General features: G+C 42.0%; 17 protein-coding genes and 1 tRNA gene. 6 read left to right on the top strand and 12 right to left on the bottom strand.

Going from position 1 to position 22,426, the window contains the following annotated elements:
- Nucleotides 1-18: 18 nt before the first annotated feature.
- Entirely contained in the window at nucleotides 19-1,812 is a 1,794-nt protein-coding gene (locus C0V70_RS07145) for a HAMP domain-containing methyl-accepting chemotaxis protein (RefSeq protein WP_102243178.1), read from the bottom strand.
- A gap of 199 nt (nucleotides 1,813-2,011) precedes the next feature.
- Here C0V70_RS07145 and C0V70_RS07140 point away from each other — a divergent pair, with 199 nt between their 5' ends.
- The 5 genes from C0V70_RS07140 (at nucleotide 2,012) to C0V70_RS07120 (ending at nucleotide 6,533) form a co-directional block, all read left to right on the top strand.
- Entirely contained in the window at nucleotides 2,012-2,527 is a 516-nt protein-coding gene (locus tag C0V70_RS07140; protein WP_133566760.1) for a hypothetical protein, read from the top strand.
- A 97-nt stretch (nucleotides 2,528-2,624) separates the two neighbouring features.
- The gene (locus C0V70_RS07135) at nucleotides 2,625-3,344 is read left to right on the top strand and encodes an outer membrane lipoprotein-sorting protein (RefSeq protein ID WP_102243176.1); all 720 of its coding nucleotides are present in this window, start codon (nucleotides 2,625-2,627) and stop codon (nucleotides 3,342-3,344) included.
- Complete coding sequence (locus C0V70_RS07130; RefSeq protein ID WP_102243175.1) at nucleotides 3,341-4,600, top strand: DUF1302 family protein; 1,260 nt, start codon at nucleotides 3,341-3,343, stop codon at nucleotides 4,598-4,600. The genes C0V70_RS07135 and C0V70_RS07130 overlap by 4 nt, the downstream gene beginning before the upstream one ends.
- A gap of 8 nt (nucleotides 4,601-4,608) precedes the next feature.
- The gene (locus tag C0V70_RS07125) at nucleotides 4,609-5,316 is read left to right on the top strand and encodes an ABC transporter ATP-binding protein (RefSeq protein ID WP_102243174.1); all 708 of its coding nucleotides are present in this window, start codon (nucleotides 4,609-4,611) and stop codon (nucleotides 5,314-5,316) included.
- Nucleotides 5,316-6,533, top strand: a complete 1,218-nt coding sequence (locus C0V70_RS07120) for an ABC transporter permease (RefSeq protein WP_102243173.1) — start codon at nucleotides 5,316-5,318, stop codon at nucleotides 6,531-6,533. The genes C0V70_RS07125 and C0V70_RS07120 overlap by 1 nt, the downstream gene beginning before the upstream one ends.
- On the opposite strand, the gene queG is transcribed toward C0V70_RS07120, so the two are convergent.
- From queG to C0V70_RS07090, 6 genes are all read right to left on the bottom strand, one after another.
- A complete protein-coding gene (queG, locus tag C0V70_RS07115) occupies nucleotides 6,530-7,510 on the bottom strand; it encodes a tRNA epoxyqueuosine(34) reductase QueG (RefSeq protein WP_158649608.1) in 981 nt (326 codons plus the stop codon). The genes C0V70_RS07120 and queG overlap by 4 nt on opposite strands.
- A 2-nt stretch (nucleotides 7,511-7,512) precedes the next feature.
- Nucleotides 7,513-9,192 carry a pyruvate kinase gene (gene pyk, locus C0V70_RS07110; protein ID WP_158649607.1) on the bottom strand — a complete coding sequence of 560 codons (1,680 nt, stop codon included), beginning with the start codon at nucleotides 9,190-9,192 and terminating at the stop codon, nucleotides 7,513-7,515.
- A 50-nt stretch (nucleotides 9,193-9,242) separates the two neighbouring features.
- Nucleotides 9,243-11,165: a hypothetical protein gene (locus C0V70_RS07105; protein WP_102243170.1), complete on the bottom strand. Its 1,923-nt coding sequence runs from the start codon at nucleotides 11,163-11,165 to the stop codon at nucleotides 9,243-9,245.
- 123 nt (nucleotides 11,166-11,288) lie between these two features.
- Nucleotides 11,289-12,344, bottom strand: a complete 1,056-nt coding sequence (locus C0V70_RS07100; protein ID WP_102243169.1) for a thioredoxin domain-containing protein — start codon at nucleotides 12,342-12,344, stop codon at nucleotides 11,289-11,291.
- Between the two features lie 57 nt (nucleotides 12,345-12,401).
- On the bottom strand, nucleotides 12,402-14,186 hold the full coding sequence (locus tag C0V70_RS07095) for an ATP-binding cassette domain-containing protein (RefSeq protein WP_102243168.1): 1,785 nt from the start codon (nucleotides 14,184-14,186) through the stop codon (nucleotides 12,402-12,404).
- Nucleotides 14,158-15,792, bottom strand: coding sequence for an ABC transporter transmembrane domain-containing protein (locus tag C0V70_RS07090; RefSeq protein WP_158649606.1), 1,635 nt, complete (start codon nucleotides 15,790-15,792; stop codon nucleotides 14,158-14,160). Before C0V70_RS07090 ends, C0V70_RS07095 begins: the two co-directional genes overlap by 29 nt.
- Nucleotides 15,793-15,926: 134 nt before the next feature.
- On the opposite strand from C0V70_RS07090, the gene C0V70_RS07085 reads away from it, so the two are divergent.
- Nucleotides 15,927-16,001, top strand: a tRNA-Val gene (locus C0V70_RS07085).
- A gap of 2 nt (nucleotides 16,002-16,003) precedes the next feature.
- Here C0V70_RS07085 and C0V70_RS07080 read toward each other — a convergent pair.
- From C0V70_RS07080 to C0V70_RS07060, 5 genes are read right to left on the bottom strand one after another with little or no spacing between them, the layout of a single operon-like run.
- The gene (locus C0V70_RS07080; RefSeq protein ID WP_102243166.1) at nucleotides 16,004-16,405 is read right to left on the bottom strand and encodes a response regulator; all 402 of its coding nucleotides are present in this window, start codon (nucleotides 16,403-16,405) and stop codon (nucleotides 16,004-16,006) included.
- Nucleotides 16,402-17,877: a protein-glutamate methylesterase/protein-glutamine glutaminase gene (locus C0V70_RS07075; RefSeq protein ID WP_102243165.1), complete on the bottom strand. Its 1,476-nt coding sequence runs from the start codon at nucleotides 17,875-17,877 to the stop codon at nucleotides 16,402-16,404. Before C0V70_RS07075 ends, C0V70_RS07080 begins: the two co-directional genes overlap by 4 nt.
- 14 nt (nucleotides 17,878-17,891) lie before the next feature.
- The gene (locus C0V70_RS07070; RefSeq protein ID WP_102243164.1) at nucleotides 17,892-19,784 is read right to left on the bottom strand and encodes a CheR family methyltransferase; all 1,893 of its coding nucleotides are present in this window, start codon (nucleotides 19,782-19,784) and stop codon (nucleotides 17,892-17,894) included.
- A 49-nt stretch (nucleotides 19,785-19,833) separates the two neighbouring features.
- The gene (locus tag C0V70_RS07065; RefSeq protein WP_102243163.1) at nucleotides 19,834-20,334 is read right to left on the bottom strand and encodes a chemotaxis protein CheW; all 501 of its coding nucleotides are present in this window, start codon (nucleotides 20,332-20,334) and stop codon (nucleotides 19,834-19,836) included.
- Between the two features lie 17 nt (nucleotides 20,335-20,351).
- Complete coding sequence (locus tag C0V70_RS07060; protein WP_102243162.1) at nucleotides 20,352-22,211, bottom strand: chemotaxis protein CheA; 1,860 nt, start codon at nucleotides 22,209-22,211, stop codon at nucleotides 20,352-20,354.
- Between the last annotated feature and the right edge of the window lie 215 nt (nucleotides 22,212-22,426).

Here is a 22,426-nt window from a genome sequence, read left to right as displayed (position 1 = left end):
TTTGTCGTAGGGCGCGCTTTAAACATCTTCAAAGCGCGGATCATTACCAGATGGAATCACAGAAGAACCAGCAGCTTTCTTAGAGACAGTTGGAGGTGGAGTTTTAGTAACAGCCTTTGTATGCACTGTCTTTGCTGGTGTTGTTTTCTTTGGTGCCGATTTAATACTCACAACATTCGAAACACTTGTAGCACTAATAACATTAGCAACATTCGGCACATGCGACCTAACCGGAAGAGAGCTTCCGACCTTCGTAGAGTCTCCTCCCTTAATTGTCACCATTAATAGGTCAACGATACCTTTAAGAGAAGTGGCCTGTGCCGATAGTTGCTCAGCTGCACTTGCCGCTTCTTCAGAGCTCGCTGTATTTGTCTGAGTCACCTGATCAAGCTGGTTCATTGCACGAGTAATTTCCTGAACTCCCATTGACTGTTCCTGACAAGCAGTAGAAATTTCAACCGTCATCTTTGTTACTTTCGCCGTGTTATCAACAATTTCTTCCAGGACATCACCACATTCTTTAGCAATGCGTGTTCCTGTGTCTACTTTGATACTTCCTTCTTTAATCAAAACTTCTACTTTTTCCTGAGTGCTTCTGACGATGCTCTCAACTTTATGAATACTGTTATCTAATAAAACAGAGATTTCATCAGCAGCATTCCCACTCATCTGGGCAAGACTTCCCACCTCTTCAGCGACAACAGCAAAACCCTTTCCTTGCTCTCCAGCTCTGGCCGCTTCTACTGAAGCGTTGAAAGAAAGAAGTTTTGTCTGAAAAACGATATCATTAATGACTTTTGTTTTAGTGGCAATTTCTTTAATCACGTTTACAATTTCAGAAATCTGCTGATTACTTTCGTTAATCTGCATCATGATATTTTTGTTGCTGGTATTGATATCATCAATCGCGTGAATCATATTCACAACAACCTGTTGCCCTTTGTTTGCATTGTCTCTGCTACCATTGGCAAGATCTGTTGCTTCCTGAGCATTGCTGGCATTTTTTTGTACCATTGAGCTCATTTCTTCAATCGAAGCTGCCGTTTCTTCCAGAGATGCTGCTTGTTCGGTCACGGCCTGTGAAAGCTCTTCAGAAGAAGCGGCAATTTGTCCTGCTGCTGAAGTCACCTGGCTTGAATTTTCAGAAAGGCTTCCAATCACTTCATCAATTGCTCTCGTGACCGATTTTAAAGTAAAAATCGCCAGTGTTAAACCAAGAATCAGGGCCACAAGGCTGGCCGTTCCAACCATTAACTTCGCTTCAGCATAAGCTTTATTGGCCAGTGCCGTTTCATCATCCATTCTCTTAGTATCACGCTCATTCATATGGTTTAGAATTTCTTCCCCTTCAAGGCGAAGCTTTCTTCCTGTTTCACTAATTAAGACCGCGGCCTCTTTAGACTTTCCTTCATCTGCTAACTTTTGAATTTGCTCGTTAAACGTTGTCCACTTCGCATACACATCTTTAAACTCCATCAGGTTCTTAAGACCTTCAGGACTAGAGACTTTCGCGCGGGCCTCAATCATCTCTTTCATTTCTTCATGTCTTTTAGTGATGTAACCTTTATTGATGGCCCTCGCTTCTACAGTTTCGTGAAGAACGTAATTTCTCTCATTGATGATCTGAATATAAAAGTGATTCATGATATTATGGGTGCGCACTAAGTTTGCTACACGATCCTGAGTGATCGTCTCAAGGATTCTATTGATATTGGCCATCTGATAAATGCCAATAACGGAAACCGAACAAAGGCCCATCGCCATAATGAATATGACGAAATAAACTTTCTGACTTAAACTCCATTTCTTCATTTTTTCCTCTCAAAAAAATTTCATGATTGCGATTCAGTTCGGAATAAAAAATGAATAATTAATATTGGAATAAAAAATGAAGCTAAACTTAAATAAATTAGAGGTAAGCTTTAGTTAGAGATTATAGAGTGAAGATTTTGAGAAATGGATGTATTTTAAGAACTGTTCGAAATATGATCTATCTCATGTGAGAGTAAAAATGAAATTCCTATCACTATTATTTGTATTCCTAATCAACACTTCACATGCTTTAGAGTACCGTGCTTTTTGTTCAGGCAACCGTGGAAAAGTGGCCATCTCATTTTATAGTAGTAAAGACAGACTCTATTTAAGATATAACAACTTAATGGGCGCTGATGACTTTCCTTTATATGAAGGCGTTGTCACGAAACTTACTTTGCCTGTTATTAAGATAGCTGAAGAAGAGCTTTCAAGTCTTGATCAAGAAGTTTTGGTTTCATGGCCGATTGAAAAATGCGACTTCAATGATAAAGATCCACTCATCATGCAATGTGGAGGGGAAGCTCAGTTCCACCTTCCACTTAATACAAATCTCACTTCTTACACATTGATCACTTCAAGAGTTAAGGAAGAAAGCCTGACCAACGTTTTTGACATGTTTAAGATCCGTTGGGGGATCGATAGCCCTGACTTTCACCACTCACTGGCCCTGCCTTTTGATCCAAAGCTTTGCCAGGCCAGTTTAAAACGCTAATTCCCGAGCGTTTCAATTTGCTACTAAATTATTTCCATCTTTTGATAGGTTGCATTTTGCATTAAAATAAAACCATCTCTTTATATAAGGTGGTTATATGTCATTCTCGAGAAGATTTCTTCTGTCTTTTTTTCTGACGGCAACTGTATTTGCAGCGGATATGGATCCCAATGAAATAGTAAAGAAGGCCGATCTTAGAAGAGGTCTAGGCAACACGTCTCACTCCTTTCACGTCACCATCACTAACCAAGATGGGAAAAAAGAAGTTTATAAAGTTGCATTTAAGGATGTGAACGCTTCACTTACTGAACAAACAGAACCAGAACGCGCCCGCGGAAGAAAACTTCTGATGAAAGACTACGATATCTGGCTTTACACTCAAAATATCAAAAAACCTTTGCGTATTTCTCTAGAGCAAAAACTTACAGGTGAAGTTGCTAACGGAGATATCGCCAGAACAAATTATGCTGAAGACTACGATGCGACTTTACTGGCGACAGAAAAAAGAGGCAATGCTGAGTTTTATAAACTAGAACTTAAAGCAAAAAATAAAAAAGTGACTTACGGACGCATTGAGTACTACGTTAGTAAAAAAGACTACCTTCCGATGGAAGCGACCTTCTTTGCACTTTCTGGAAAACCTCTTAAGCGCGCTCTGTTTGGCGACTTAAAAATGATCCAGGGAATGGAGAGGTCAACGAAAATGGTGATCCGTGACTATCTTCAAAAAGATAAGACTTCGACTTTAATTTTTTCTGACCACAAACCAGAAAAATTTGATGAGAGTTTATTCAATAAGGACAGGTTGGAATTTTGATTAAAAAACTTCCCCTCGCCCTTACTCTACTTTCACTTCCAGCACTTGCCAGTGCTAAGGGTGAATACTTACTCCGCGGATATCTTTCAGCGAGAGCAAGCCACTATACAGGTGATGCCAATGAAAACAATGGCCAGCGCCACCGCGCTCAGTTTGAACAGGAAGCTCGTTTTGGTTCAGACCTGGTTTTCATCAATCAGCTGAGATGGACATATAACTCACTTTACTCTGATCTTTCCTCAACTCCTGCTAGTGATAAAAAAGACACTCATGATATTTACCTGGGCGAAAACTTCATGAAGTTAAAGTCCTCATCATGGGTCACTCAAATCGGTTATCAGGAAGTGGCCTGGGGAGAAGCCTTTGGATTTAACTACGCCGACATCGTCAATCCTAAAGACTTAAGAGAGACTTTCTATTCTGATTATTCGGAATCAAGACTTCCTCTTTTTTTGGTGAACTTTAAATACTTTTTTAATAACGGTTCAATGCAGTTGATTTACTCTCCGGAGCCAAGGTTCTCACAGAACCTTCCGGTGAATCTTTTTACTAAAAACCTGCTACAGCAAACACAAATAGACACCTGGAAAGAAAAAACTCCTAAGTTTTTTAAAGAGCATGAATACGGTGGGAAATTCTCCATTAGTCTTGGAGGTTTCGACACTTCTGTCTTCTATTACAATTACCTGGACCGCGACGCTACTTATAATCTGGTTAACGCCACACTTGATAAGATCACTGTGGCCGAAAGTCACGATCGAGTCAGTACGGCCGGTCTCTCAATGGCCAAAACTCTTTTTGATGATTTTGTTTTTAGAACTGACGTGGTTTATACCAAAGATAAGCGAATCAACTCAATCGCCAATATGACTTTAACCAGCACTCCTGTGAACATGATGAACATATTAGTGAGCGTGGACACTCCTACCTACAATAAGTTCTCCGCCGTCCTGATCTATGCGGCTTCACAATTAAGTGAAGAACTACCTGATGCTTTCCGCGAAAAAAGCCAAAGTTACTCTATACTCAAATTAACTTACGACTTGGGTGAAGATAAAAAAATTGACCTTTCTTATACCCATGAATTTGCCCAAAGCGGTCACGCCGTTCAGGGACTTATGTCATGGCCTATCAGCAGCACACTAGACATCAATGTAGGTGCTGAAACCTACTGGGGTGCTGACGAGTCTCAGATGGCCAAAATAAAAAACGCAAGTAATGTCTTTTTTGGAATTAAAAATTATTTTCAATTATAAGGATCTCCATGGAAAAATTCTCTGATGCAGTCCTGCGCTTTCAAAACATCCATAAAATCTTCTCCTCTGATGGTGTCAATTTCACCGCCCTGGAGAAGATCAACTTCACTATTCATAAAGGTGAATTCATCGGACTCTCTGGAAAATCGGGAAGCGGGAAAACCAGCTTGTTAAATGTTGCAGGCCTGATTGATCCTCCGACCAAGGGTGATCTTTTTATCAAGAATACTAATATCAAAGATTTAAAAGACCATGAACTCTCACTTATCCGCGCTCAGGAAATCGGGTTTATCTTTCAGACCTTTAACCTGCTTCCTCTTTTAAGTGCACTGGAGAATGTTGAATACCCACTGATGCTTTTAAATATCCCGGAAGCTGAAAGATTAGAGCGTGCCCACCAGGCGCTTAAGCGCGTAGGACTTGAGGGCTTCACTCACAGACGACCAGGTCAACTCTCAGGTGGACAACGTCAACGTGTGGCCATCGCCAGAGCGATTGTAAAATCCCCTACTTTAATTTTAGCAGATGAGCCGACAGCAAACCTTGATACAAAGACATCGGAAGAGGTTTTTGATCTTTTAATGGGGCTTCAACAAGATATGAAAGTCACAGTCATGCTTTGCTCTCATGACCCTGACCTTATTGCTAAAACCCAAAGACAAATTAAAATCTCTGATGGTCACATTATTAGTGACAGCCTTGTTGGAGGTGCCTAATGATGCGATTAAAGCTTGCTGTTAGAAATATTTCGCGTCACCGTCTAAGAAGTCTACTTTCTATCAGTATGATCGCCGGTGCAGTCACTGCGGTTATTTTATTCCAGGGTTTTTCCAGCTACTCGCTTGCTGCACTTAAATGGATTGCGGCAGAAAACCAATATGGAAATATGCAGATTGCCTCTCATAAATACTGGAGCCCGGGAAAAGAATCTCGCGCTGAAAGACTCTTCTCTTTAAGTGATTTGGATGAACTTAAATCTGAAATGCCGCAAATTGAACGCCTGAGTGGACGCTTAAGCTTTTTTGGTCTGGTCAGCAATGGTGACCTTTCTGTGGGAGGAAAAGTCATCGGTGTTGATCCCGTCGGTGAACCAAAATTCTCTAAAAGTATGCGTATTACTGAAGGCCGCTTCTTTGATGGAAGTGGGGCCAAGGAAGTTGTCGTAGGAAGACTCCTGGCCAAGCAAATGAATGTTAAAGAAGGCGACAACATCACCGTTCTTACCAACACGATTGACGGGATCATGAACGCTATGGACCTGACGGTTGCAGGTCTTTTTTCTGCGGGAATTGATGAAATCGACGGGCAAGTCATTTATATGCCTCTTTCTGTGACTCAGGAAATCCTCGACACACAAAATGTCGATATCGCTGTTTTAAAATTTAAAGAGCTAGAAATGGCGGAGGCCAATTTAAATAACATCAATACAAAACTAGAAGGGACTCACCCTAACCTCTTTGCTCGTTCATGGAGAGACCTGGCGGTTCTTTTTAGACAGGTTGATAAATTCTACGGCGTTCAAAACCGCTTGATCGAGGCCATTCTTCTGGCCCTGATGTTCCTGGGAATTTTAAACACTGTAAGTATGACGGTCGTTGAAAGAACGGGAGAAATCGGGACTCTTCGTGCGCTAGGTGAATCAAGAAAAGATATTGTCTCGCAGTTTGTCTTAGAAAGTGTAATGCTCTCTTTAATCGGAATTGTTTGTGGGATTCTTATTTCTGCCGGGTGTATCCGCATCGTTGAAAGTGTAAAAATCATGACGGAAATGCCGGGAGCTTCTACTCCATTCCAAATCAAGATTTTCTTCCAATGGGGCTCAGTTCTTTACGCCAGCTTACTTGCTTCTGTGACAACAGTTGTGGCCACAATGATTCCAGCTCTTCGCGCTTCCAGACTCGACATCGTCGAGGCCCTAAGAAAAAACATCTAATCTTTTTTTAAGTAAAACCTGATATTTTTTAATAAACCTCTTCGCCCCGAACGGGCGAATGAGGTTTTTTCCATCACTCTTTCAAATTCTTTTCCGCTCATCTCTTCAAGATTTTGATGAACTTTTTCCACTGGCCTTAACAAGAAAAAATCCAGGATCTTTTTTTGCTGATCACTCCAGCCTGAAAGTGAAACAGAGTTTTGCCTGTCGACACGTTTATTCCATGGGCACACATCCTGACAAATATCACAGCCAAAAAGAGTTCCCTCTTTTAAAGTCATTTTCTCTGACGGAATCGTATCGAGTTTAAACTGCTCAATCGTAAATGTGCTGATGCAGTCTTTGGCAATAATCGTTCTACTAACGGGGTCAATCGCCTCGGTCGGACACGCATCTATACAACGGGTGCATTGACCGCAGTGATCAGTCTCATAGGCCTTCGTTTTTAAATCGAGTTTTTTATCTAACAAGAGAGAGCCAATAATAAAAAAACTTCCCTGATGACGATTAATCAGCATGGAGTTTTTTCCAAACCATCCAAGCCCTGCTCTTTTAGCGAGATCGCGCTCTAAAACGGGATGAGTGTCGAGAGTTAAACGAAACTCCACTCCATGATCTTTTTTTAAGCACTCACCGATACTTTCAAGCTTTTCTCTTAAAAGATTGTGATAATCCCATCCTTCGAAACCTAAAGTGTAGGATGCGAGTTTAAGACCGTTCCAGTTGGGGTTCTTTTGATAAAGGTTCTGTAATTCAGAATGAGTCGGATGATAAGAAAATAAAAAAACCACGGCCGACTGGAAATCTTGCCAGTGATTTTTTAAGTCCTGTCTTTTTTCTTGTCTTTCCCCTTCCAGGTAATGAAGTGGAGCATGGAGGTTTGCCGCCACCCATTGATTGTAGTACTCAAGTGTCGTAGGGACCGGGTCTTCTGTGTACCCGAAATCCACTACGCCGTATGAGTTTAGCCAATCCATTCTCAGTATTGAGGGATGATCTCGATAGCACCTGTAGGACAGGCGTCCACACAGGCGAGATCCATCGTGCATTTGTTGATATTTTTAGCTTCGATATAAGTGTCGCGCTTTTCGTCTTTCGTGACGGCCCAGATTTCATGCGGACACACTTGTACGCAGGCCTGGCAAGAAGCACAGTTATTCGTGTCTAAGAGGATTTTTTTTTTATCGTCGGAAGCTTCCTCCAACCCTTGCGATCCACCTTTTACTTTCGGCACGTCCTTTATCAATTCGACCTTAACAGAGTTTGAACTTCCCTGAGAGAAGAATTGACCGTCCCCGCGAGTCACCACCAGCTTGTCCCCGTTTTTAAGTTTTAAGCGGTCTTTAACTTCCTTAAGCACGTTTTTCATGAATTCGTTATTCTCGCGCTCCTGATCAGTGACGATAAATGGACTCACTCCCCAGTATAAACACATACGACGTGCGACTTTAATTGAGTTAGTGATACCAAGAACTGGAATGCTTGGGCGGAATTGAGTGATTCGTAAACAAGACTGTCCAGACTCGGTTACCGAAAGAATTCTTCTGGCGCCGATTTTTTCAGCGATCATTGATGCTGCCACCATAACTGAAGCCGTGACACTTGATAAGTCCTGATGTCTTAGAAGTGGACGCTCCTTTGGAGTGCGTTCAGCTTCGCGGACAATCTGGTCCATCATTCTCACTGTCTCAATTGGGTATTTCCCGGAAGCCGACTCGCCCGAAAGCATAACTGCATCTGTCCCATCCCAAATTGCGTTGGCAACATCAGAAGCTTCCGCTCTGGTTGGAGTTGGGTTTTCCGTCATACTCTCTAGCATTTGAGTTGCAGTAATAACCGGAATCCCTTTGTTGTTACATTCAGTGATGATTTTCTTTTGAATTGCCGGAACCAGATGGTTTCCAACTTCAACTCCCATATCTCCACGGGCAACCATGATCATATCTGTGACAGATAAAATATCATCCAGGTTATCAATGGCCTGAGGCTTTTCAATTTTAGAGATAATAGGAATGTTGACTTTTAATGTGTGCAGAAGAGTTTTAACCTGCATGATGTCTTCTTTCTTTCGAACAAAAGACAAGGCCACATAGTCTGCCCCTTCTTTAAGAGCAAACATTAAGTCTTCACGGTCTTTATCGGTGAATGCCGGAGCTGACACTTCACAGTCCGGAAGATTAATACCTTTATTTGATTTTAGCGTTCCACCTATTTTAACTTTGATCTTATAGACGTCTCTATCACGATTAACGGCCACTGCTTGCAGTAGACCATCATCAAAAAGAATACGTGCTCCATCATGACAGTCAGCTACCAGGTTTTCATAAATAGTAGGGATATAATTTTGTGCGTACTCTGGGTATTTGTCTTTTAGTTTTGAAGCACCAATAACCCACTCACTTCCTTCTTCAAGCTTTAGTGGCTCTGGAAGTTTATCAACACGGATTTTTGGACCTTGCAGGTCAGCGAGGATTGCGACTTCATAACCAGACTCACGTGAAGCTTCACGGATATTTTTAATAACTGCGGAGTGAGCTTCATATGTTCCATGGCTCATGTTAATACGGCAGACGTTTACGCCTGTTTCGATTAACTTTGAAATCATTTCTTTGGTGTTGCTGGCCGGGCCGATTGTGGCCACGATTTTAGCTCGTCTCATTGGCATCCTGGTTTTTTAAAATTCCTTTTATAAAACTAGGATACCACTAACTATGCTTTTTTTGTATTTTCTTGTGAAAGAGACTGCAGTCTCATGTTCTCCATGCGCTGCTCATACTGGTCTCTTAAAGTCGCTTTTTCAAGTTCAGAGCTTCTAAATAAACGCTCGAACTGGGCCTGAGATTCTCCTAGGCGCGTCGAAAGCTCTTTTTGGTGGTCATTTCTTTCGCGGACTAGCTGATCTTCGTACTTCTGAATGATACGGCTGGTCTGGTTGTCGCCCATTGCCTTATCTCTGGCGATTTTAGTTTCATACTTATCGCGCATTTGGTTTAGTTCCTGGCGGCTTTGAGTTCTTAGAGTTTCTACGGCCAGCTTATTGGCCTGGCCTTCTTTAGCAGCTCTCTCGGCTTCTGTGCTCTTTACGATGGCCACTTCGTTTTCTGCCTTGCGGGCAATCTGCGAGATGCGGTTTTCGTAGTTCTCAATAATCTTGTTTGTCTGCTTTTCCATGTCCGCTAACTTTTGTTCGTATAAGTTTTCACGGATAGAATTCTGGCGGTTGAATTCAGTTTTCAGCGCCACTTTCTCATCATTAAAATCTTTTTTATTTTTCTCTAAAGAAACTGTCTTATCTTTCGAGTAATCTTCTTTAAGGGAGTTGATAGTTTCCATGTTCTTTTCGTTCATGGTATTGACCACGCGGCCAAACTCCACTCTCTGCTCTTTTATGCGCTTTGTGTTTTGTCCTGTCACATGAGCAAGGTGATCTTCAGCATCAGTTTTTAACTTGCCTGTATCTACTTTGTAACGATCCAAAAGCGCGTTGTTTCTTTCACGATTTTGGTAGATCGTATCTTTTAGCGTTTCATTGGACTCGGCCTCTTTTTTAGCGGCATTTTCCAGGCTCGCTGTCTTCATCTCTTTTAGTTTTTCTCTATAAGAATTGTCGATGATCTCTTCTTTTTCTGTATTCAGGCGATTTGTACGCGCCAACTCGTCACGTGAAACCTGTAGTCGGTTTTCATAAGATTCTTTTGATTGTTTCATTTCATCTAAAAGATTGTCGGCCTGTGTTCCGCCTCTGATCTTTTGATTAGCTACACTCTGGATATTGCGAACATCTTCGTTGAACTTTTTTTCCAGGTCTTTAGCTTCTTTCTTATGAGCTACGTTTTGTTTTTCCTGAAGGTCAGTGTTTTTCTGACGGATGTCTTCCTGTAGTTTTTCATAGTTCTTTTGACCGTCATCGCTTTGCTTTCCTTTAAGGTTTAAAAGCTCCGCCACTCTTTCTTCCTGACGGTCTTTAAGCATGCGGTTATCGCGCTCAAAAGTCGTGCGAAGGTTTTCGTTGTCATCTCTTAGGCGATTTACTTCTTTAAACTTCTGGTCATTCGACGTTTGTCTTAAATTATCCATCTCATCAGAATGACCTTTGGCCATCTTCATTCTTTCTGAACGGTCTTTTTCGCGCATTTCTGCGCCCATCGTTTTTGATTTTTCGTCCAGGTTCTTTACTTGCGTATTGAACTCTTCCTGATAGCGCTTATTGGCGTTAGTGTAACGCTCATTCATCGATTGTTTGATTTGATTTTGGTAGCGCTCGTTTTCATTGAATGTTTTTTTGTACGAGTCACTTAAATTTGTCAGCTTGTCATTGAGATCGGCCTTCGCCTCATTTCTCTCCTGCTCAAAGCGAGAAGCATTTTCTTTCAGACGGCTTTTAAATTCTTCCTGCCCTTTTGTAATGGCACTTCTTGTTCTCTCTGAGTAAAGCTCATTATTAATCTGGTTTTCTTCTTCAAGTTTTGTTTTATTTTCGGCGTAAGTCTTAGACTGCTTTGCTGTACGAGCATCAAACGTCTCTTTCATTTGCTGCAAATTTTTATCGTAAGAAGCTTTTAAATCTTCTTGAGCTTCACGATAACGATCGCGGGCCTGGTCAAGTTTTACTGATTGATCTCTTACATCCATAATTACCCTATAGACTTAGTCCCACATTTTTTATGGGGGGATTACCATTAAATAATTATATAAGATGGAGGGGGAGATTTGGAGTTGGGCAAAGTTGACCTTTGCCCAACTGTATTGGTCGGATTACTTAGCTAATTCTTCGTCGATAACTTCTGAAAATACCTCAATCGGCTGTGCCCCAGCGATCAGCTTTCCATTGATAAAGAAAGTCGGAGTCGACTTAATACCAAGGTTTGAGCCTTCTGCTACGTCAGCGTCTACTTTCGCTTTATACTTTCCAGATTCAACACAGGCCTTGAATTCAGCTTCTTTTACGCCTGCTTTTTTAGCAGTAGCAATCAGGTTAGGAACATCAAGTTTTGACTGGTCAGCAAACATTGCATCGTGCATTTTCCAGAAGGCCTTTGGGTCTTGTTCGAAAGCACACATACTCGCCTCTGCCGCTCCTCTTGCTTGCGCGTGGAATGGAAGTGGGAAGTGTTTGAAAGCGATCTTAACTTTGTTGCCGTATTTTTTCTCAAGACCTGCAAGAATCGTTGCACCTTTTGAACAGAATGGACACTGGAAGTCTGAGAATTCTACGATTGTTACTTTTGCATCAGCTCCGCCTTTAAATGGAGCGTCTCCAACGTTCACTTCAAACATTGGAAGAGATGGCTTCTGCAGGTAAACTTCTACTGGAGATTTTTTTGTTTTCTCAGCAATCCATTTATCAACAGCGATCTTTTTAGATTCAACTGATAAGTACTCTACGATGCGAGCTTTAATTTCTGGGTTAACTTGATCTTTAGGGATTTGACGATCTTTGATAAATTTCTCAACTTCAGCATCAGAAATCTTCACGCCTTTAGCAATGTATTGATCCAGGAACTGATCGTTTGTTAAGTTCTTTTTGTTTGGATCGGCATTCATGAAACGCTCAAGTAGCATCGCTTGAAGGCGAGCCATTTTGATTTCATAAACTTTCATCTCAGCTTCATAAAGATCACTTTCGATCCCTTTAACAAAGTCTTTTTCTAAAACAGGCTGATCACCAATCTTAGCTACTACTTCTTTTGAGGGCGCTGGTTTGAAAATAAAATTCGGTTTAGAACTCGCTTCTTTTTGGCAGGCAATAACCACTACTGTAAGCACGGCCACGCCCATAAGCGGAGTTAGTTTCTTCATAAGCTTTTGCATCTTACCTGTCTCCTACCTTGGATTAAATTAAACAGGACTTATGATAACGGCAAAAGCTCAAGAATGCGATAGCTCACGGATAAATTCTTGATAAACCTGAGATTCTGAAAGAAGCTCTGCATGTTTTCCAGAGTTAATCACTCGGCCTTTCTCCATAACCAGGATCTTGTCGGCATTGATAATTGTCTCAACCCTATGGGCCACGATAATAGTCAACGAAAACTCCTGAATAAGGAGAATGCACTCGCGCAGGGCCAGTTCCAGCTCTGAATCCAGGGCCGATGAAATCTCATCAAAGAAAACAATATTCTTCTTTAAGTAACAAGCACGCACCCCAGCAAGAAGCTGCTTTTGACCAAGTGAGAGTTTAGACGGATTGATTTTCTCATGAGTGCTGACGCCCATGGTTTTAAGATAAGGAATGCTCTCTTCAAGCTTTCTCCACGCCTCTTCAAAATGTGCCACTTCTTTTGGATCTAAATCGCGCTTGAGCGTAATATTGAACATCAATGATTCACTGAAGATGTGTGATTCTTGAGAAACAATACTGACTTCCTGGCGATACTCATCCAAATCCTGGATACTCAGGTGATATTCGCGTCCATCTGAATTCATCGTCAAATCAACGATGGCCTCTTTGGCCACTAAATTCCCCGCGAGGATATTTAACAATGTCGATTTCCCTGAACCAGAAAGACCTACGATCCCAATGAGTTCTCCAGGGTTTCCTGAAAAATGAATATCCTGAAGTGAAAAGTTATCCCTTATTTCTTCTGCATCATCAGCGTTTTTCTTTACTCGTTTAGGGTAAGTAAACTTGGGAATCGAGACATTCATCTGCACAAGTTTACAGTGGTGCTCTTCCGATAAAAGCTGGTTTTTCCCAACCACAATCTTCATCGGCATGTCGTTTAGGAAATGTTGAATGCGGTCAATCCCCGTCGCTGCTCTTTGGATATTGGCAATCTTGCCGGAAATTTCTTTGATAGGGTTAATGGATCTTTGAATTAAATCAACGATAGCAAAAATCAAGGCCGCTTCCGTCAGACCCGTGTAAGGAAAAATAAAAATCACCAGTGCTAAAAGAATCGGGTAAAGCGATTCAGCACACGCATAATAAGCGGCATCCATATTGTTGGCCTGGTTTTGCTTTTCCAGGAAATCTTCGAAGGCCATATTTGACTTCACCGAAGCGTAGTTATCGTGGCGGGTGTAATACATCTGATGAAACCCACCAAGGACGTTAGCTGTTACACGATTGACTTTCGCCTGCGCGTTTCTGAGTCTCATAAAAATATCGCGCATTAACTGCGATCCCCAAATCAAGAGAATCGTCGCCAGAATTTCGGCACCACTAATAAAAAATCCAGTGAACTTGTGAAGTGTAATAAAACCGATCAAACAAGAAGCGACAAAGCACAGGTCGATAAAAATCCCGAAAGACCCCGATGTAATCAAATCGCGAATAGCTTCGGTATCCGACATAATTCTCGAGAGAATCTCTCCTTGCGGGTATTTTTCGCTGTCGTGTTCGTTTGATGAAAGCCATCTGCCGTAAGTCTGAGTGCGGGCATACTGAATCAGCAAGCGCACGTACTTATTCACTCCCAATTGATAAACGACGCGGTTAACATAGACGGCAACGAAGTTAATAAACAAGGCCATTAAGGCCTGGTTAAAAAGTGTGTTGTCATCGTAATGAGTAGAGAGATTGGCGATAAGCTTTGGAGTCTGGACTCCAAGATAGGCCGACAGGATAAGGCACACGAGCACCAGTCCCATCATGACTTTCGATCCCTCGAAGAAAAATAAACTATACCATTTGTTTTTGGAAGTATTCATACGTCTTGCTGTTTTCTTTTAATAATTGGTTCACTTGCCCTTCTTCAATGATCCCTTCTTCTTTATCAACAAAGAGCAAGTAATCAGAATGTCTGACAGTCGAGAGCCTGTGGCTGGTGAGAATTAATGTTTTATTTTTCATCATCGGCTGCTTTTTAAGCTCCTGGATGATTTCTTTTTCTAAAATCAAATCAACTGATGAGAACGGATCGTCCCAAATCAGGATATCTGCTCCGCTCATAAGGCTTCGGACTAGACTTAAACGCTTGGCCTGTCCACCTGAAAGGCGTTTGCCATTTTCCCCAACTTCCATCTTCATCAGGTTTTCCATATTGGGTTCAAGATAATCAAGGCCCAGGATTTTAAGCATCACTTTCGCGTGCTCGCGCTCTTGATCACTCTCTTTTTTTCCAAGGAAGATATTTCTCTCCATGGTGTCATTGAAAATATACGGGTCCTGCGCAACGAGAGAAATGCTCTGTCCTCTTTGGCGAAGCACTTCCGCCAGCTTTAAGAGGATTTCACTTTTTCCGTGTCCTGTTTTAGCAATCAACACGTTCCAGGCGCCGGTTTTAAAACTCACGGCGAGAGCTCGGTCCCAGAATGGTAGTTTGTAATTGTTATCTGTAAGAGTTGTATTTAAGTTTTTTAATTTCTCTTCTGCTTCAACACTAGTCGTAAGTGTCAGGTCTAAATCTTTTAATCGGCCCCATGAAGCGTGCGAGCGCGACACAACTACACCAATCCACGACAGGTAACCCATTGGCTCCATGAAAAGAAAAACAAACCCTGAGAATAAAATCAGAGTTGTCGCTCCCAGGTCATAAGACTTGATGATGTAGGCCCCCCATAACATCGAGAGCCCCACTCCTAACGAGATGAGTGGCATAGTGATCGAAATCCCCAGGGATGAACGATAAAAGTAATAAAGCTCTTTAAGCGAAAGCTCTCCGAAGAGTTCCATGAAAGAAGCTTCTGCATGAAAGTTTTTAATCGTTCTTTTTCCAACGTAGCTCTCCATGATCAGGTTCTGCACTTCTCCCTGCATGTCCTGAGTGAGCTTAAAATACTTTCTGTTTTTTGAAACGATCACCGTAAAGATAATAAAGGCCCCAAGCATCGGAGTTAAGGCCAAAAGTAAATGAGGGTTAAAGCTCACCATCTTGGGAATCAAGATAAAAAACGCGATGACAAAGTTGGCCCCTTGAAGACCAACAAACCCGATAAGCGCTCTGATCTGATCAATATCGCCTGAAAGGTACTGGAAGAGCTGCCCGGCATTTAAATGGCGAAAGCGCTGAGGGGTGTTTGATTCTAATTTTTCCAAAAGCTCAGAGCGCAAAAATTTCTGCAGCAGTCTTGCTGGAAAGAAAAATAAAATACGCGAAGATGTTCTAAAAACAATAATCCCTAAGGCACATAGAAAAAATAAACTCGGCCTTAGTTCGTTGTTATTTTTTGCTACGTAGTCTGCGAGTTCTTTGGCCATGAAAGGCAATTCACTCTGAATCTTGTGGGTAAAAATGAGGGCAATGACGCCGAAGAAATAGTAAACTTTGAACTCTTTTAGCTGGTTCCAAAGCATACCTGTGAAATTCATTAACATTCGATTTTTTTGCATGCCTAAATATAATGAGGAAGGAACTTTAAGGCACGAAAAAAACTCGTTAACTCATTGCGGAAAGTTTGACAGCAAAAGAACTAACTTTTACTATGTGTGCTCGATATCAAATTCCATAGAGGCGGATAGCTCAGTGGTAGAGCGCTTGGTCGACATCCAAGTGGTCGTAGGTTCGATCCCTATTCCGCCTACCATTTTAAACAGCAATTAAATCTTTTCTATTTTTAGACATTCCAATGGCCATCTTCACATAGCGTTTCAGGCGATTGAAATCGATAGGTTTTTCCAGGAAGTAGATCCCTTCCATTCCTTTTATGGCAGCAGGTAAATCAGGAATCAGTGCTGAGACCATGATAACCGGAGTATGCTGATTGATACCTGGTTTAGTCCTAATCGCTGCGATTAAATCCCCACCATTTAAAAAAGGCATGCCGTGATCCGTGCAGATCAAATCAAATTTTTGCAGGCAAGACTCCGCAAAACCTTCCAGGCCATCGGTAGCGAAAGTCACATGTTTGAAACCTAGTTCCTTAGTGAAGACTTCTTCCAGGATCTCGCGGATCTCTTTTTGGTCTTCAACAATCAGGATTCGGCTCATGAGACTTCCTTTTTACTTTTTTTTTCATTGGTAAGAATAGTGATACGCTCAGCGATTTGAGTCAGTGGTTCAACATACTCTGCTGCTCCAATGTGAATCGCTTCTTTTGGCATTCCGAAGACAACAGATGTTTCTTCATCCTGAGCAATCGTGCGCACACCAAGTTTACGCAGCTCCAGCATCCCCTTAGCACCATCTTTCCCCATTCCGGTTAAGATAACGGCAACAGTGTGAGTGTAAAGTGACTTGGCCACTGTTAAGAACATATAATCAACTGATGGCTTGAAACGGTTGACCGGTTCATCATCATTGATTTCCACGTAAGTCTTTCCAGACTTGTGGACCATTTTCATTTGAGTTCCACCAGGAGCAATCAGTACGCGGTTTGCTCTGACTTCATCTCCGTTTTCTGCTTCTTTAACTTCAAACGGACATAGGTCGTTCATTCTCTTAGCGAAGGCCAGAGAGAAAACGGCAGGGATATGCTGAACAATCAGCATCGGAGGAATTTGATTTGGAAGCGCCGTTAAAATATCGCGGATCGCTTCTGTTCCCCCTGTTGAAGAACCAAGGACAATAAGTGAATCAAGGTTACAGACTTCTCTGGTCTTTACACTTTGTGGTCTTTCACGTCTCGATTTTTTGCTTAGGTTCGCCATCGCTGCTGTTCTGACTTTTTCCAGAATGAAAGGCGTAACTTTTTCAATCTCACTCATTTCTGGTTTCTGGATATAGTCAACCGCTCCGTTTTCCAGAGCGTCTAAAACCATCGGTCCTTCGGCCATACTGATTGATGAAATCATGACTGTCGGGATTCCATATTTTGGAGCGATGATTGTTTTTAACAGCGTCACCCCATCCATTTCCGGCATGTGGATATCAAGGGTGATAACGTCTGGTTTATGTTTTTGAATCAGTCCTTCTACATCAGAAGGTTTTTCTGCCATCGCACACACTTCAAACATCGGGTCACTTGAAAAGATTTTTGAAAGAATGGTTCTGATCGTTTTTGAATCATCAACCACCAGGACTTTAAACTTTGAAGGGACTGCCTTGGCCGGCATCTTCGAGACAATCGGCGTCACTGCGGCTGCAGGAGCTGCGCCTTCAATTGAAACGCGGACCTTGTTGAGTTCTGGAAGATAATAAACTTCCACTTGACCATTTTTTTCGATTTTCTTTACGTTCTGAAACTTTTTAACTTCAAAAAAAGGCGCGATCTGATCGATGCTTTTTTGCAGACCGATCATTTTAACTTCAATCTTTGAAAACTCAGAATTGAAGTACTCACCAACAAACATGAAAATTTTTTCATAAGACTGCACAGAAAGTTCCGTGCGCTTGACTGAAAAACCTGCGCTCTCCTGATTCGTGTGATGGAAAGAGATAAAAATATCTCCGGGGAAAAGAGTCACCAGGAACTCTCCCCCGTCTTTTTTCGTCTGTGGTTGTAATGAACGCATCTTCTTCATTGATTATCCGTCCTTTATTTCGTGCTCAGGTAGCGGCATGACATATACGGGAAGCTGGTTGCCGGAACAACGTCTGAAGCTTTTGCTTTCAGCGGGTGTTTCGCATTTGCTTTTTCCCCTAAATCTTCCAGCAGAAGCTCCACACCTCTCCACTCGGCCACCAGTTTTGCCGCGTGAGCAGAAGTGTTTCCATATGTCATGATCGACGTCGGAAGTGTGCCGTACTTCTTGTGTAGAAGTGAGAAGTATTTTTTGAAGTCCACAAAGTAAATTTTGTTCGCTTCAAGCTTAGTATCAATGTTGTCAAAAAAGACAACTGTCTTTTTGAAATCTCTTTGGTGCTCTTTGACGATCCCTTCCAGGATCTCACCCTGACCTTCAAAGAAAATCAATGTAGGTGGCTGAGAGTTGTCCAGGTCATGGAAGAATGACTTCATCACAGGAAGGTCTGATAGAGACCCCAGGATAAGGCGCATTTTCTTCTCTGGGTTGGCGATAACAAACTTCTTCTGGTTTTCTTTATCAAAAGAAGACACAGTTGTTTTTCTCTGTGAGCTTCCGGCAATTGAACGAAGTTTTGTCCTGATCTCTTCCCCGCGCTCTTCTAAGTTTGTCAGCGCTGGTTTTTCTACGTAGTCACTTGCTCCGAATTTAAACGCTTTCATTGCTGTATCAGAGTCAGCACGCGAAGCAGAAGAAATGATCATAACCGGAGGGTGAGTGCTCGTGTGGTTTTTCTCCAGATAAGTCACCCCGTCCATTTCTGGCATGTGAATATCGAGAGTCATTAAATCCACTTTCACTGTTTTTAGTTTTTCCATAGCATCTTTACCGTTGATTGCTGTGGCCACAACTTCAAATCCATGCTCTGGAACCAGGACTTTCTTTAAAAGTGTAAGGATACTTGGTGAGTCGTCCACACACATAACTCTTAACACTGCAGGAGTGTAAGACACAGGTGCAGCTGCCACTGGGGCAACAGTAGACGCTGATGGTCTCGCTCCCATTGGAAGCACGTTGCTTGCCGGTTGTGATGCCGCCGCCGGTGCTGCATTTTTATGAATGTAAGCAGAAGGTCCGATTGAAGCAATGTCCAGCTTCATCCCTGAAAGAGGCTCTGAAATCCCTGAGAAGTACAGCCCGTGTGGCTGTAGTCTTGCCAGAAGATCTTTTGAGATCGCTTCTACCTGATGTGTTTCAAAATAAATGAAAACATTTCGACAGAAGATAACGTCGAATTTTGAGTCTTTCACCGCTTCAGAAACTTTTAAAAGGTTTCCTGGTCTGAACTCACATTTTGTTTTTAAGTTTGATTTAACCTTGGCGTACATAGCGATATCGCCTGTCCCCTTGGCCCAGTTGTTCCCCATGAAGTTCATCGGGATTTCTTTGATTTCGTTTTGATGGTAAACACCATTGTTGGCGATCTTGACTGATTCGCCATCGATGTCCGTCCCCAGGATTTTAAACGACACTGTCGGGTCGATTTGCGGAAGATGGAAATCTAAAAACATCGCCAGCGAGTACACTTCGTGTCCTCTACTGCAGGCCGCTGACCATACAGTCAGGGTCTTGTCTCCGCGTTTTTTTACATGTGACACAAGTTCCGGAAGTTTCGCCTTTAAAATTTCAAAGTGCGGGAACTCTCTGAAGAAAAAAGTATGGTGAGTTGTAATGAGTCCGACGAGAATGTAAGATTCGTGATCCAAGTTCTGGTCGATGTATCTCATATATTCATCGGCCGTCTTTAGCCCCAATTCCATCATGCGTTTTTTAACTCTCGTCTCTACCATGTAGGCCTGTTTTTCACCTAAACGGTTACCCGAGATCTTATGCACAACAGTTGAGACCTTCTCAATCAATGATACAAAATCTTTACTTACACTACCAACTGCCGCCTGACTCATCACACACCTCTAAAAATTAACTTTCAACTCTAAGTAAAAGAAACGGCAATTAAGCAGCTCTCTTAGTTCCACTGATAGCTTCCATATCTTTAAGGTCAAGAACCTTAGCGATGTCCAGAAGTACTGTTAGTGAATTTTCTTTCTTGTAAACACCAAAAATAAAGTGTGTATTGATTTGGTGTTCAACTTCCGGCATTTCACTTACGTCTTCAGAAGAGAAAGCTAGAACTTTGTTGATTGAATCTACAACCACACCAATGTTCATTCCACCGATATCAACGATGATAACGGCCTCTTCTTTATCCTGACGAGCGTCTACTTTAAGTTTCTTTCTAAGATCGACAACTGAAATAACCTGCCCTCTTAGGTTCATAATTCCCAGGAAGTGCGTTGGTGATTTTGGAATTGGTGTCGTGTCCGGCACAGAGATAACTTCTCTTACCATTAGTAAAGGAATTGCATAATCCTCGTGACCAAGACTAAACTCGATAAAACGGCTTAGTTCTGATGTTCCTGCTCTCTTCATTTTTGTAACGTTGTCTTTTTCCATTGTTTGTCTCCTCTTTCCTATGCTGCCATTTCATCAATAAAGTTCGTCTTTTTCTTTTTCATCGATCCTGCAAACAGTTCCATTAAATCCAGAATGAATGCCGGGCGGCCATCCCCAAGGATCGTGCTTCCCATAAACCCTTTCTGGTTTTTAATCTCATCACCAAGTTTCTTAATAACAACCTGCTGTTGGTGAAGAATGTCATCCACCAGAACTGCAAAGTTTCTTTCATCAGAGTTAACGATGATGGCAATCTGCTCGTGAAGAGGTTTTTCTGCCATATTTCTCTGAAGAGCTTTTGAAATTTTAAATAATGGAAGAACTTCTCCTCTGATCTTAAGACAGTCACCTACACCATTAACATGGTGGACGATGTCTGGTGTTGGAGAAAGTGATTCATACACTTGTCCAAGAGGAATGATGTATCTTTCTTCTCCGATCTTTGTAACCATCCCTTCGATGATTGCCAGAGTCAGAGGCAGGATAACTTTAAACACAGATCCTTTTCCGATTTCAGAGATAACTTTTACTTCCCCTGAAAGCTTTTCGATGTTGGTTTTAACAACGTCCATCCCTACACCGCGTCCTGAGATTTCAGAAACCGCATCTTTCGTCGAGAAACCAGGGTGGAAAATAAGGTTGATGATATCGTCATCGCTCATTGTAGCGTTGGCCGAGATAACTCCCTTCTCAATCGCTTTTTCGCGGATGATTTTTGGGTTGATCCCTTTACCATCATCGCTGATCTCGATAACCATACTGTTACCTTCGTGGAAGGCCTTAATCGTCACTCTTCCTTCTTCTTCTTTACCGCTGGCCAGACGACCTTCAGTCGTTTCAAGACCGTGGTCAACTGCGTTTCTTACGATGTGAACAAGAGGGTCTGCTAAATGCTCAAGAACTGTTTTATCAATTTCCGTCTCTTCACCTACTAGCTCCAGGTGAACTTTCTTCCCAAGAGTTTTCGATGTATCGCGGACAATTCTCTGCATTTTTTGCAGTGTCTGCTTTAATGGAACCATACGAAGGCTCATTGAAATGTTCTGGATTTCTTTTGATAGTTTTGCCAGGTGAGAAAGCGACTTTAGCATTGTCGGATTCTCAACTTCATCTCTGTGCTGGTTAAGCATCGTTTGGATAATAACTAACTCTCCAACAACGTTGTTTAGAAGTTCTACGCGAGATAAACTCACGCGGATACTATCGTCTTCAGAGTTTCCTTTTGCCGGAGCTGCTGCCTTTTTATGTTCATCATGTTTTGCTTCAGGCTGAACGGCAACTGGCGCCGGAGCTACTGCCGTCTTTTCTCCAGGAAAGAAAGACTCTGCTCTCTTTTCTTTTTGCTCCATCGTCAGAACTTCTGCCGGTGCATTCAGGTTCTGTTCAAAGCTTTCAAGAAGAGCGATATCTTCTGCTGAAATTGTTTCTTCTTCTTGTTGTTGTTCTTCAGCATGAGCAGAGGCCGCTGGTGCAGGTGGTGCTGCTGCCAGGTTTCCACTTAATGCAGACTGGATCTTCTCGATGATTTCTTTTGAATCAAAACGCGAGTTCAAATCCATGTTCAGCATTCTGATCATGACACTCACGTGGTCATTACACTCTAGTAGAAGTGAAACGATGGCATCAGTGATTTCTAACTGACCTTCTTTAAGTTTTAAGATTAAGTTTTCAAACTCGTGCGTGAACTCGGCCACATCACCAAATCCTACTGCACGTGAAGTTCCTTTCAGATTGTGTGCCAGCCTGAAGATCTGATTCATTAAATCAGCGTTGTTCTTGTCTCCTTCGAGTGCAAGGAAGGCCTGCTCTGAATCGTCCAGGAGCTGAAGTGCTTCTGTTAAAAAATCTAACTTAACTTCTTTTTCAAATTCATCCATAAAACCCTTCTTTTTCGTGTGGGAATTTAATTTTTTCCATATGATTTATCGGCATCTCAAAAGGTAGGGTTAGAAATTTTTCACTAAATTTTCGTAGAGATTAGGCGTCTAATACGCTGATATGTGCTAAAAATTCTTTTCCGACTTAATTCGTCATACTGAGTTTTTTTTGGATTCTTGTGTATTATCGGATATAATAGCTCCACTTTTCTTAC

Origin of the sequence: Bacteriovorax stolpii (assembly GCF_002872415.1) — a bacterium.
Classification (GTDB): domain Bacteria; phylum Bdellovibrionota; class Bacteriovoracia; order Bacteriovoracales; family Bacteriovoracaceae; genus Bacteriovorax; species Bacteriovorax stolpii.
The sequence above is the reverse complement of the archived record's forward strand: the minus strand, read 5'-3'. Positions and strand labels throughout refer to the sequence as shown.

What these genes read in the sequence shown, in the direction of transcription:
- C0V70_RS07145 (WP_102243178.1), bottom strand. Translation starts at nt 1,812, where the DNA reads ATGAAGAAATGGAGTTTAAGTCAGAAAGTTTATTTCGTCATATTCATT.
- C0V70_RS07140 (WP_133566760.1), top strand. Translation starts at nt 2,012, where the DNA reads ATGAAATTCCTATCACTATTATTTGTATTCCTAATCAACACTTCACAT.
- C0V70_RS07135 (WP_102243176.1), top strand. Translation starts at nt 2,625, where the DNA reads ATGTCATTCTCGAGAAGATTTCTTCTGTCTTTTTTTCTGACGGCAACT.
- C0V70_RS07125 (WP_102243174.1), top strand. Translation starts at nt 4,609, where the DNA reads ATGGAAAAATTCTCTGATGCAGTCCTGCGCTTTCAAAACATCCATAAA.
- C0V70_RS07120 (WP_102243173.1), top strand. Translation starts at nt 5,316, where the DNA reads ATGATGCGATTAAAGCTTGCTGTTAGAAATATTTCGCGTCACCGTCTA.
- queG (WP_158649608.1), bottom strand. Translation starts at nt 7,510, where the DNA reads ATGGATTGGCTAAACTCATACGGCGTAGTGGATTTCGGGTACACAGAA.
- pyk (WP_158649607.1), bottom strand. Translation starts at nt 9,192, where the DNA reads ATGAGACGAGCTAAAATCGTGGCCACAATCGGCCCGGCCAGCAACACC.
- C0V70_RS07105 (WP_102243170.1), bottom strand. Translation starts at nt 11,165, where the DNA reads ATGGATGTAAGAGATCAATCAGTAAAACTTGACCAGGCCCGCGATCGT.
- C0V70_RS07100 (WP_102243169.1), bottom strand. Translation starts at nt 12,344, where the DNA reads ATGCAAAAGCTTATGAAGAAACTAACTCCGCTTATGGGCGTGGCCGTG.
- C0V70_RS07095 (WP_102243168.1), bottom strand. Translation starts at nt 14,186, where the DNA reads ATGAATACTTCCAAAAACAAATGGTATAGTTTATTTTTCTTCGAGGGA.
- C0V70_RS07090 (WP_158649606.1), bottom strand. Translation starts at nt 15,792, where the DNA reads ATGTTAATGAATTTCACAGGTATGCTTTGGAACCAGCTAAAAGAGTTC.
- C0V70_RS07080 (WP_102243166.1), bottom strand. Translation starts at nt 16,405, where the DNA reads ATGAGCCGAATCCTGATTGTTGAAGACCAAAAAGAGATCCGCGAGATC.
- C0V70_RS07075 (WP_102243165.1), bottom strand. Translation starts at nt 17,877, where the DNA reads ATGAAGAAGATGCGTTCATTACAACCACAGACGAAAAAAGACGGGGGA.
- C0V70_RS07070 (WP_102243164.1), bottom strand. Translation starts at nt 19,784, where the DNA reads ATGAGTCAGGCGGCAGTTGGTAGTGTAAGTAAAGATTTTGTATCATTG.
- C0V70_RS07065 (WP_102243163.1), bottom strand. Translation starts at nt 20,334, where the DNA reads ATGGAAAAAGACAACGTTACAAAAATGAAGAGAGCAGGAACATCAGAA.
- C0V70_RS07060 (WP_102243162.1), bottom strand. Translation starts at nt 22,211, where the DNA reads ATGGATGAATTTGAAAAAGAAGTTAAGTTAGATTTTTTAACAGAAGCA.